The following is an 11,378-nucleotide window of genomic DNA, read 5'->3' on the forward strand; positions in this document are numbered from 1 at the left end:
GCCGGCGCGGCGGGCAAACCGCCCGCCGCGCCGCACTACCTTACTTCAGGTTGTAGAACGCGTCGCGGCCTGGGTAGGAGGCGATGTCGCCCAGGTCTTCCTCGATGCGCAGCAGCTGGTTGTATTTCGCCATGCGGTCCGAACGCGACATCGAGCCGGTCTTGATCTGCAGCGCGTTCAGGCCGACGGCGATGTCGGCGATGGTCGAGTCCTCGGTCTCGCCCGAACGGTGCGAGATGACGGCCGTGTAGCCGGCGCGCTTGGCCATTTCGATGGCGGCGAAGGTTTCGGTCAGGGTGCCGATCTGGTTGATCTTGATCAGGATCGAGTTGGCGATGCCCTTCGAGATGCCTTCCTTGAGGATCTTGGTGTTGGTGACGTACAGGTCGTCGCCCACCAGCTGGATTTTCTTGCCCAGTTCCTTGGTCAGGATCGCCCAGCCGTCCCAGTCGCCCTCGTGCATCGCGTCCTCGATCGAGATGATCGGGTATTTGTCGCACCAGGTCGCCAACAGGTTGGTGAACTCGGTGGCCGTCAGCGACAGGCCCTCGCCTTCCAGTTCGTACTTGCCGTTCTTGTAGAACTCGGAGGCGGCGCAGTCGAGGCCGATGGCGATCTGCGTGCCCGGCTCGTAGCCGGCGTCCTCGATGGCCTGGATGATCAGCTTGATCGCCTCTTCATGGTTGGCCAAGGACGGGGCGAAGCCGCCCTCGTCGCCGACGGCCGTGCTCAGGCCCTTCTTGTGCAGGATCTTTTTGAGGGTGTGGAACACCTCGGCGCCATACCGGACGGCTTCCTTGAACGACGGCGCGCCGACCGGGATGATCATGAATTCCTGGATGTCGAGGTTGTTGTCGGCGTGGGCGCCGCCGTTGATGACGTTCATCATCGGCACCGGCAGTTGCATCGCGCCCGAGCCGCCGAAGTAGCGGTACAACGGCAGGCCGGCTTCCTCGGCGGCGGCCTTGGCCACGGCCATCGATACCGCCAGCATGGCGTTGGCGCCCAGGCGGCCCTTGTTTTCGGTGCCGTCCAGGTCGATCAGGGTGCGGTCCAGGAAGGCTTGCTCATTGGCGTCGAGGCCCATGATCGCTTCCGAGATTTCGGTGTTGATATTTTCGCAGGCTTGCAGCACGCCCTTGCCGAAGTAGCGCTTCGGGTCGCCGTCGCGCAGCTCGATCGCTTCGCGCGAGCCGGTCGAGGCGCCCGACGGCACGGCGGCGCGGCCCATGACGCCCGATTCGAGCAGGACGTCGCATTCGACGGTCGGATTGCCGCGCGAATCGATAATTTCACGGCCGATAATATCAACAATAGCACTCATGTCATTCTCCAAAGTTAGACGAAAACGTGTTTGCCCATCGTGTGTTGCATGATGGACAATTTAAGGATAACGGGAATATAACCCGGCACAGCTGTGTTTGCCAACGCGCGCCGGGTGTTTGCCTGCGATTGCTAGTTGAAGCTGTTTTCCAGGAAACCAGCTTTTTTGGTGATGCGGTCCAGTTCGATCAAGGTCGACAGCAGTTCCCGCATGCGGCCCAGCGGCACGGCGTTGGGGCCGTCCGACAGCGCCTCGGCCGGGTTCGGGTGGGTTTCCATGAACAGGCCGGCCACGCCGACCGCCACGGCCGCGCGCGACAGCACCGGCACCATCTCGCGCATGCCGCCCGACGAGGTGCCGTTGCCGCCCGGCAGCTGCACCGAGTGGGTGGCGTCGAACACGACCGGGCAGTTCGATTCGCGCATGATGGCCAGGGAGCGCATGTCGGACACCAGGTTGTTGTAGCCGAACGAGGCGCCGCGCTCGCACGCCATGAAGACGTCGTCCGGCAAGCCCTTGGCCTTGGCGGCCGCGCGCGCCTTGTCGATGACGTTTTTCATGTCGTGCGGGGCCAGGAACTGGCCCTTCTTGATGTTGACCGGCAGGCCGGACTGCGCGCAGGCCGTGATGAAGTCGGTCTGGCGGCACAGGAAGGCCGGCGTCTGCAGCACGTCGACGACGGCCGCCACTTCGGCGATCTCGTCGATCGAGTGGACGTCGGTCAGCACCGGCACGCCCAGCTCGCGCTTGACGTCGCCGAGGATCTCGAGGCCCTTGTCGCGGCCGGGACCGCGGTAGGACGTGCCCGACGAGCGGTTGGCCTTGTCGAACGACGACTTGTAGATGAACGGGATGCCCAGCGCGGCCGTCATTTCCTTGAGCGCGCCGGCGGTGTCGAACGCCATCTGGCGCGATTCGATCACGCAGGTGCCGGCGATCAGGAAGAACGGCTGGTCGAGGCCGGCTTCGAAGCCACAGAGTTTCATGCCGCATCTCCTTGCAACGCAGGCGATTCAGAAACGGCGTGCGGACGGTTGCCGCCCGCGGCCTTGTGGGCCAGTGCCGCCTTGATGTAGGACGTGAACAGCGGATGGCCGTCACGCGGGGTCGATTTGAATTCCGGGTGGTACTGCACGCCCATGTACCACGGGTGCGCATTGTCGCCGCTGCGCGGCAGTTCCATGATCTCGCACAGGTCCTCGGTCGGCGTGCGCGCGGCCACCACCAGGCCGGCCGCTTCGACGCGCGGCAGGTAGTGGTTGTTGGCCTCGTAGCGGTGGCGGTGGCGCTCGGTCACGACGGGGCCGTAGATCTCGGCCGCCAAGGTGCCCGGCTTGATCGCGCAGGTCTGCGCGCCCAGGCGCATGGTGCCGCCCAGGTCGGAGTTCTCGTCGCGCTTTTCGACCTTGCCGTCCTGGCCCTGCCACTGGTCGATCAGGGCCACCACCGGTTGCGAGGTTTCCAGGTCGAACTCGGTCGAGTTGGCGCTGGTCAGGCCGGCCATGTGGCGCGCGTACTCGATCAGCGCGACCTGCATGCCCAGGCAGATGCCCAGGTAGGGGATCTTGTTTTCGCGGGCGAACTGGGCCGCCATGATCTTGCCCTCGACGCCGCGCTTGCCGAAGCCGCCCGGCACCAGGATGGCGTCGTACTTGGCCAGGGCCGCGCAACCGGTGGTTTCGATCTCTTCCGAGTCGATGTACTCGATGTTGACCTTCGATTCGTTGTGGATGCCGGCGTGGCGCAGCGCCTCGGTCAGCGACTTGTACGATTCGGTCAGCTCGACATACTTGCCGACCATGCCGATCGACACTTCGCTCTTCGGATGCTCGAGCGTGTAGATCAGCTTGCTCCAGACGGACAGGTCGGCCGGCGCCGGGTTCAGGTCGAGCGCCTCGCAGATGATGGCGTCGAGGCCCTGGTCGTGCAGCATCTGCGGCACCTTGTAGATGGTGTCGACGTCCCACACGGAGATGACGGCCTGCTCTTCGATGTTGGAGAACAGCGAGATCTTGGCGCGCTCGTCCTCCGGGATGCGGCGGTCGGCGCGGCACAGCAGCGCGTTCGGCGAGATGCCGATCTCGCGCAGCTTCTGCACAGAGTGCTGGGTCGGCTTGGTCTTCAGCTCGCCGGCCGAGGCGATGTACGGCACCAGGGTCAGGTGGACGAAGGCGGTGTTTTTGCGGCCCGCGCGCAGGCTCAGCTGGCGTGCCGCCTCGAGGAACGGCAGCGACTCGATGTCGCCGACGGTGCCGCCGATTTCGCACAGGGCCACGTCGTAGCCCTCGGCGCCGCGGCGGATGTAGTCCTGGATCTCGTTGGTGATGTGGGGGATGACCTGCACCGTCTTGCCCAGGTACTCGCCGCGGCGTTCCTTGCGGATCACCGATTCGTAGATCTGGCCGGTGGTGAAGTTGTTCACCTTTTTCATGCGGGTCGAGATGAAGCGCTCGTAGTGGCCGAGGTCGAGGTCGGTCTCGGCGCCGTCGTCGGTGACGAACACTTCACCGTGTTGCATAGGGCTCATCGTGCCAGGATCGACGTTGATGTACGGGTCGAGCTTGAGCATGGTGACTTTGAGGCCGCGCGATTCGAGGATCGCGGCGAGGGAGGCGGCGGCGATCCCTTTACCAAGGGAAGACACAACGCCACCGGTGACGAAGACAAATTTGGTCATTGCGGATAGTGCCGAACGGCACGTGCGGGAAATTGAAATTATACCCTAAAACGGTTATTTCTTCAGCATTGCCCCCCGAAAATTGCGCTTCGGCCCGGAACATTCCGCATGGCAAAGCTGCCAAAATGGCCGCTTTGGCAATCCGCCGCGACTGTGTCTCAGCGTACAGACCGGCTGCGGCGCGGCGGCCAGAATGGCCACTCATTCTTAGAGGAGGCCATCATGAGCTACACAGAACGCGATGCTTACGGTATGTATGTCGACAACGGCAACAAGGGTCCCGGCCCGGAACTGATGGGCGCGGACACGCTGATCGGCGACCACGTCCACAACCTGAAGAACGAGCACCTGGGCGAGATCAAGGAAATCATGCTCGACATGCGCACCGGCAAAATCGCCTACGCGGTGATGTCGTCCGGCGGCATCCTGACGATCGGCGAGAAGCTGTTCGCCGTGCCGTGGGAGGCGTTGACCCTGGACACGGTCAACAAGCGCTTCACCTTGAACATCGACAAGGAGCGCATCGACAACGCGCCCGGCTTCGACACCGACCACTGGCCGAACATGGCCAACCAGACGTGGGCCAGCCAGATCCACAGCTACTACGGCACCCGCTACGACAACCTCGACAGCGGTCCGCTGTGATGTCGGCCGCCCTCCTGATGGCCGGCGCGGCCGCGCTGACGGCGACGTTGATGGTGCGGGTGGCGCGCCGGCGCCAGGCGCAGGCGCGGCCGCCGGCCGGCGTGCCGGTGACGCTGGCGAGCTGGTCGGACGGTCAGCAATATCAGCTGGCGGCCCACCTGCGGCGCGCGAAACGGTGAACCTGGCGGGATAGCCACGGCCCGAGTTCACCGATGTAGTACGGCTTCGGCCGCCCGCGCGAGTGGGCGGCCGAAGTCTTTTTGATCCGCGAATTAATGGATGTCTTCCAGCTCATCGTATTCGCGACGGCTCTTGGGCAGGCGGCGCTCCAGCGTATTGCGCGATTGCAGATCCACGTGTTCGATCAGGACCAAAGCGGCGTTCAACGCGTTGCTCATGGTCTTGGCGGCGTTGGCCATCGCCTCGACCGGGGTCGGCGGCGGGATCGCGGCGCGCTTTTGCAGGCGGGCGCGCAGTTGCGCGGCGCAGGCCCAGTTCCTTTCCCCAGGGAAGCGTATCCACAGGTCGCGCCAGGCGTTGCGGCCGTCGCCCGCCACCTCTTGGGTTAGCTGATGCGGCGAGACGGGACGGCCCTGATATATCAGGTCGTCACCCGCCACTTCGGCGCTGTGCCAGGTTTCGTCGTATTGCATCCGCACACGCGTACCCTCGGGCAAAAACAGCATTTTCCAGTGATAACCCCGGGTAGGCAGGGCCGCCGCCCGCTCACGTTCGATCCACAGGTTGACGGCGGCCACCAACACCTCTGTGACCGATAAAGTGTTGCCGCTCTTGTGCAAGAATTCTTCTAGCAGGAGCTCCGTGGCGGGAGGTAGTAAACGAGTCTGTGCGGGATTCATACTCTTTCTCCTTGCGGGTTTTGTCGGTTTTTGTCTCTTCCTGTCTCATTAGACCGTGAGGCCGAGCTGGAGTTCAAAAAAGACAAAAAGAGACGGAAACCGACAGTCAAAAGAGTACCGTTCCCGCACGGAGTGGTTTGGCCTCACCCCACACACACCCTCTCAGGGCGTGGCGGACAGCCGCATCGGAATATAGGCGATGCCGTCGAACGCGAAGCACGCGGCCATAACAGAACAATTGCGCACGATCGCGCACCGCCGGCGCCGTACGTTGGCGCAACCGCCGCCTGGCACGTCGATGACGCTGCCGAGCTGGCCCGACGGCCGGAAATATCAGCCGGAAGCCCACTTGCGGCGGGCAAAGCAGCCGAAGTCTTTTGTAGCGATTAGATAAGCAGCAAACCAAGCGATACCGGAAGCGCAATAATGCATAAGAGCCCTTCGGCACATCGGCCAAGGCGGCGACTTAAGGTGAAAATGCGAATGGCCCACCGAGGTGGGCCATTCTAACTCTCATGTTTCCGGGGGGAGGCTCGCGCCAACAAGTCCCGGAACTCACCGATAAATTATATACCTTTCAGGGAAGCAGTACAGAATTTTACAGACGGTGGCTTATGACACTCCCACAAGACCAAGCCGATGCTATCACCGTGGCCATTTCTCCTGCACGGATGGGCACTTACCTCAATGCTACCGGCTTTGGAACTAGGGCGACTGCTCTCGATATTTATGTCTGGAACGCCTTGGTGTCCAGCGCTTTCTTCTCGACCCTACATATCGCTGAGGTAGTTGTGCGAAACGCGATCGCGCAAGCCTTAGAACTGAAGTACGGCGGCAACTGGCCCTGGAATGCCGGTTTCGAGCGCTCACTGCCGAAATGGTCCAAAGTTGAACTGCAGTCGGCAAAGCGAGGCGTTCCCTTCGGCTCCACCGGCAAAGTTATCGCTGAGCTGAAGTTTGCCTTTTGGTGCGGATTATTCACGAAAGCCCAAGACCAGCACATATGGAACGCGCACTTACATACGGTGTTTCCATTCCTTCCATTTCCTTTGACTGTGGCGGCAGGCCGAAAGATGCTTTACGACGACATGGAGGCGCTACGCGGATTCCGTAATCGCATCGCACACCATGAACCCATCATTGCATACCCGCTAGCATGGTTCCAAAATCGCATACATCGCTTAGTCGCGGTGCGCTGCGAGAAAACAGCAGCTTGGCTTTCTCAATGGGAAGTTGTAAGCGTAGCGCTGGCTGCGCGCCCATAATCCCCCCTCACGGCGCGGCGGACAGCCGCATCGGAATGTAGGCGATGCCGTCGTGCTCGGCACGCGGGGCTGACGCCACGAATCCCAGATGGCGGTACATCTGCAGCGCGAACGGCGACGAGTTGACGGTGAAGACCCCGTCCGCGTTCCCCGCCAGCGCGCGCTTCCTGGCCGCCTGCCACAACAGACGGCCGAAGCCCCTGCCCTGCCACCTGGCCGCCACGAACAGATGGAACAAGTGCGCGTGGTCGCGCACCGCCACCACGCCGGCCAGCTCATCGTCCACATGGCCGAGCTGATAATCGTAGCGCTGGTCCGCCAGCACCCGCGCGATGGCCGGCGCTTGCATGCTCTCGATGAATTTGCCGGCGCCGGCGCCGTCCGGCTCCAGGGTCAGCAACGGCAACAGCGGCGCGATCAGCGCGCTGACGGCGGCGGCGTCGCCCGGCCGGGCCTGGCGGATGGTCAGAGTATTCATCGATCCATTGTGCCAGAACTTCCGCCTCAACAAAAATCGCGGCTGATGGTCGGCAGCCGCCCCAGCAGATGCGACATGTCGACCAGCCGCTTGGCCACCAGGTGGCGCACGATGCCCTCCTGCTGCCAGACGCCGTACACGCCCAGCAGCGGCGCGCTCAGCACCTCCCTGCGCTGCTCCTCGACCAGCTTGGGCCAGATGATGACGTTGACGTTGCCGGTCTCATCCTCGAGGGTGATGAACAGTACGCCCTTGGCCGTGCCGGGCCGCTGCCGCACCGTGACCATGCCGCAGGCGCGCGCCAGCATGCCGTTGGTGTAGGTGTTCAACGTGGCCGCCGGCAGGAAGCGGTGCTCCAGCAGCTTGGCGCGCAGCAGCGCCAGCGGGTGGCGGCCCAAGGTCAGGCCGTGCGAGCGGTAGTCGCCGAGGATGTCCTCGCCCTCGCTCGGCGGTTGCAGCACCGGCACCTCCTCGTCCGGCGTGGTCGGGCGCAGCAAGTCCTTGTGCGGCGTGGCGCCGACCGCCTGCCACAGCGCCTGGCGGCGGTTGCCCGCCAGCTGCGCCAGCGCGTTGCCGGCGGCCAGCACCTGCAGGTCGTGGCGGTCCAGGTCGGCGCGCCGCGCCAGGTCGGCCACGCTGGCGAACGGCGCCCGCGCGCGCGCCGCTTCGATGCGCTGGGCGGCGCCGTCGCGCATGCCCTTCATCATCGACAGGCCGAGCCGTACCGCCGGCTGGCCGGCCTTGCCCGCCGGCTCCTCCAGCGACGAATCCCAGCCGCTGACGGTGACGTCGATGTCGCGCACCACCACGCCGTGGCGCCTGGCGTCCTGCACCAGTTGCGACGGACTGTAGAAGCCCATCGGCTGGCTGTTGAGCAACGCGCACAGGAAGGCGGCCGGCTCGTGGCATTTGAGCCAGGAGCTGGCGTAGGTCAGCAGCGCGAAGCTGGCCGCGTGCGATTCGGGAAAGCCGTATTCGCCGAAGCCCTGGATCTGGCTGCAGATGGCGGCGGCGAAGTCCGCGTCGTAGCCGCGCTCGGCCATGCCGTCCATGATGCGCTGCTGGTATTTGTCGACGCCGCCCTTGCGCTTCCAGGCCGCCATCGCGCGCCGCAACTGGTCGGCCTCGCCCTCGCTGAAGCCGGCGGCGATGACGGCGATCTGCATCACCTGCTCCTGGAAGATCGGCACGCCCAGGGTGCGGCCCAGCGCCTCCTCCAGCCCGGGCGGATACTGGACCAGCCGCCGGTCCTGGCGCCGCTGCAAATACGGATGCACCATGCCGCCCTGGATCGGCCCGGGCCGCACCAGCGCCACCTCGATGACCAGGTCGTAAAACACCTTGGGCCGCAAGCGCGGCAGCATGCTCATCTGCGCGCGCGACTCGATCTGGAACACGCCGATGGTGTCGGCCTGGCACATCATCGCGTAGGTGGCGGCGTCCTCGGCCGGGATGTCCTGCATGCGGAACGGCACGCCACGGCGCGCGCCCACCATGTCGAGCGCGCGCCGCAGCGCCGACAACATGCCCAGCGCCAGCACGTCGACCTTCATCAGGCCGAGCTCTTCGAGGTCGTCCTTGTCCCACTGGATCACGCAGCGGCCCTCCATCGTGGCCGCCTCGATCGGCACCAGCCGCGACAATTTTTCGTGCGAGATGACGAAGCCGCCCGGATGCTGCGACAGGTGGCGCGGAAAGCCCAGCAGCATCATCGCCAAGGTGGCCCATTGCTGCGCCAGTTGCGAATCCGGGTCCAGCCCGCACTCGGCCAGGCGCCCGACCAGGTCGTGCCGGCTGTCGAACCAGTGGTGCGACTTGGCCACCTTCTCGACGATGGCCAGGTCGACGCCGAGCGCCTTGCCGCTGTCGCGCAGCGCGCTCTTGGGCCGGTAGCTGATGACGACGGCGGCCAGCGCGGCGCGGTCGGCGCCGTATTTGTTGTAGATGTACTGGATCACCTCCTCGCGCCGCTGGTGCTCGAAGTCGACGTCGATGTCGGGCGGCTCGTCGCGCTCGCGCGAGATGAAACGGCCCGTCAGCATGTTGCTGCGCTCGGGGTCGACCTCGGTCACGCCCAGGCAGAAACACACGACCGAGTTGGCCGCCGAGCCGCGCCCCTGGCACAGGATGCCCTGGCCGCGGGCGTAGCGCACGATGTCGTACACGGTCAGGAAATACGGCTCGTACTTCAATTCGGCGATCAGTTCGAGCTCCTTCTCGATCTGCCCGCGCACCTTGGCCGACACGCCGGCCGGGAAGCGCCCCCGCGCGCCCAGATACACCTGCTGGCGCAGATAGCTGGCCGGGGTGTGTCCCGGCGGCACCAGCTCGTGCGGATACTCGTAGCGCAGCTCGGTCAGCTGGAAGGTGCACTCCTGCATGATGCGCAAGGTCTCGAACAGGGCCGCCGGCGGATACAGGTTGGCCAGCCGCAGGCGCGGGCGCAGATGCTGCTCGGCGTTCTGCGCCAGCGCGTAGCCGCACTCGCCGACCGGCTTGCCCACCCGCACCGCCGTCAACGTGTCGTGCAGCGGCTTGCGCGAGCGCACGTGCATGCACACGTGGCCCACCGCCACCACCGCCATGTGGTGCTGCAGCGCCACCTCGTCGATGCTGACGCGGTGCGCCTCGTCGAAGGCGCGCTGCAGCAGGTTCAGCCCCATCCACGCGCGGCCGGGAAAGGTGGCTTCCATCCACGCCGCCTGCGCGTGCAGGCGGTCGACGTCGCCGGGCTGGTGCGCCGGGTAGTGCGGCAGCAATATCATCAAGCAGTCCGGCAAGCCCCGCAAATGGGCGTAGGCCGGCGCCGGCGCGGCCAGGTCGGCCGGCGTCAGCAGATAACTGCCCTTGGCCACGCGGTTGCGGGCGATGGTGATCAGTTCGCACAAATTGCCGTAGCCGGCGCGGTTTTTGGCCAGCGCGATCAACGACAGCGCCGGCGTGCCGTCCGGGTTTTTCAGGTGGAAATGGCTGCCGATGATCAGCGGCAGGCCGGCCTCCTTGGCGGCCGCGTGCGCGCGCACCACGCCGGCCAGCGAGCATTCGTCGGTGATCGCCAAGCCCGCATAATCGAGCTCGACCGCGCGCGCCACCAGCTCCTCGGCGCGCGAGGCGCCGTGCAGGAAGGAGAAGTTGGTCAGGCAAAACAGCTCGGCGTAAGCCGGCAATCCCTGCGATGATGGTGGCGCGCTCATGACGAATCAAACCCATGCGTACTGTGTTTATGTACAGTATTTTACACCCAACCGCTTCGCCACCCAATATGAAGATTCAGCAACTATTGTGCTTCGGCACCGTCCCCGGCGGCGGCAACGCCGCCCTGGTCGTCCAGCATGACCATTCCAGCGCCGACCAGCGCCAGCGGTTCGCCCGCGAACGCCAGCAGCCGGCCTGCGTGTTCATCGACGCCGCGGTTGACGGCGAAGGCGGGCCCGCCTTCGTGCCCAACTTCGTGCTCGACTATTACTATCCGCACGCGCGCAGCCCGTTATGCCTGCACGCGACCCTGGCGGCGGCGCGCGTGCTGCTGTCGCCGGCGCGCCCGACGCTGGCGGTGCGCACGGCCGTGCGCGGCCAGCCGCTGACGCTGGCATTGCGCGACGACGGCGTCTACATCGAACTGGCGCCGCAAGCGCCGCCGCCGGTGGCCATCGGCGCCGATCTGCCGGCGCGCCTGCTGGCCGCGCCCGGGCTGGCGCTGGCGTCGCCGCCGGCCATCGCCTCGGTCGGCAGCCCCAAGCTGTTGCTGCAGGTGGCCGACGGCGCCACGCTGGCCGCGCTGCGGCCGGACCTGCCCGCCATCGCCGCCTGGGGCCGGGAACACGGCGTCAGCGGCGTCTACGCCTGGTGCCGCCGCGCCGACGGCGCGCTCGAGGGCCGCAACTTCAACCACCTGGACCCGGCCATGGAGGACAGCGCCACCGGCGTGGCCGCCGGCGCCCTGGCCGTGCTGCTGGGCGCCGGGCTGACCCTGTACCAAGGCGCCGGGTTGGGCCGTCCGTGCCGCATCCACGCCCGCACCGGCGGCGAACACATATTAATAGGCGGCGCCGCCGACTTCACCTGAGCCGCGCCCGCCTGCGTACCAGTACGTAGCCCGGGGCCCGGTGTGGCGCGTCAAAACAACAGT

General features: G+C 65.5%; 10 protein-coding genes. 4 read left to right on the plus strand and 6 right to left on the minus strand.

The window, feature by feature from the left end:
* Window positions 1–40: 40 nt before the first annotated feature.
* The 3 genes from eno to JOD97_RS11485 all read right to left on the minus strand — a co-directional run bounded on the left by eno (window position 41) and on the right by JOD97_RS11485 (window position 4,001).
* Complete coding sequence (eno, locus tag JOD97_RS11475; RefSeq protein ID WP_209716734.1) at window positions 41–1,324, minus strand: phosphopyruvate hydratase; 1,284 nt, start codon at window positions 1,322–1,324, stop codon at window positions 41–43.
* A 131-nt stretch (window positions 1,325–1,455) separates the two neighbouring features.
* Complete coding sequence (kdsA, locus tag JOD97_RS11480) at window positions 1,456–2,310, minus strand: 3-deoxy-8-phosphooctulonate synthase (RefSeq protein WP_209716736.1); 855 nt, start codon at window positions 2,308–2,310, stop codon at window positions 1,456–1,458.
* Window positions 2,307–4,001 (minus strand): CTP synthase, encoded by a 1,695-nt coding sequence (locus JOD97_RS11485; RefSeq protein WP_209716740.1) that lies wholly within the window; start codon window positions 3,999–4,001, stop codon window positions 2,307–2,309. The genes kdsA and JOD97_RS11485 overlap by 4 nt, the downstream gene beginning before the upstream one ends.
* 222 nt (window positions 4,002–4,223) lie before the next feature.
* Between JOD97_RS11485 and JOD97_RS11490 the strand changes: the two genes are divergently transcribed.
* A complete protein-coding gene (locus tag JOD97_RS11490; RefSeq protein ID WP_209716743.1) occupies window positions 4,224–4,646 on the plus strand; it encodes a PRC-barrel domain-containing protein in 423 nt (140 codons plus the stop codon).
* Window positions 4,646–4,825, plus strand: coding sequence for a hypothetical protein (locus JOD97_RS11495; RefSeq protein ID WP_209716746.1), 180 nt, complete (start codon window positions 4,646–4,648; stop codon window positions 4,823–4,825). The genes JOD97_RS11490 and JOD97_RS11495 overlap by 1 nt, the downstream gene beginning before the upstream one ends.
* A gap of 93 nt (window positions 4,826–4,918) precedes the next feature.
* On the opposite strand, the gene JOD97_RS11500 is transcribed toward JOD97_RS11495, so the two are convergent.
* Complete coding sequence (locus JOD97_RS11500) at window positions 4,919–5,506, minus strand: hypothetical protein (RefSeq protein ID WP_209716749.1); 588 nt, start codon at window positions 5,504–5,506, stop codon at window positions 4,919–4,921.
* Between the two features lie 614 nt (window positions 5,507–6,120).
* On the opposite strand from JOD97_RS11500, the gene JOD97_RS11505 reads away from it, so the two are divergent.
* Window positions 6,121–6,771, plus strand: coding sequence for a hypothetical protein (locus JOD97_RS11505; protein WP_209716752.1), 651 nt, complete (start codon window positions 6,121–6,123; stop codon window positions 6,769–6,771).
* A gap of 7 nt (window positions 6,772–6,778) precedes the next feature.
* On the opposite strand, the gene JOD97_RS11510 is transcribed toward JOD97_RS11505, so the two are convergent.
* Window positions 6,779–7,249 carry a GNAT family N-acetyltransferase gene (locus tag JOD97_RS11510; RefSeq protein ID WP_209716755.1) on the minus strand — a complete coding sequence of 157 codons (471 nt, stop codon included), beginning with the start codon at window positions 7,247–7,249 and terminating at the stop codon, window positions 6,779–6,781.
* Between the two features lie 26 nt (window positions 7,250–7,275).
* Complete coding sequence (locus tag JOD97_RS11515; protein WP_209716758.1) at window positions 7,276–10,443, minus strand: error-prone DNA polymerase; 3,168 nt, start codon at window positions 10,441–10,443, stop codon at window positions 7,276–7,278.
* A 68-nt stretch (window positions 10,444–10,511) separates the two neighbouring features.
* Here JOD97_RS11515 and JOD97_RS11520 point away from each other — a divergent pair, with 68 nt between their 5' ends.
* Window positions 10,512–11,315, plus strand: a complete 804-nt coding sequence (locus tag JOD97_RS11520) for a PhzF family phenazine biosynthesis protein (protein WP_209716761.1) — start codon at window positions 10,512–10,514, stop codon at window positions 11,313–11,315.
* Window positions 11,316–11,378: the final 63 nt, after the last annotated feature.

It is taken from the genome of Duganella sp. 1411 (assembly GCF_017833525.1).
Lineage (GTDB): Bacteria > Pseudomonadota > Gammaproteobacteria > Burkholderiales > Burkholderiaceae_D > Rugamonas.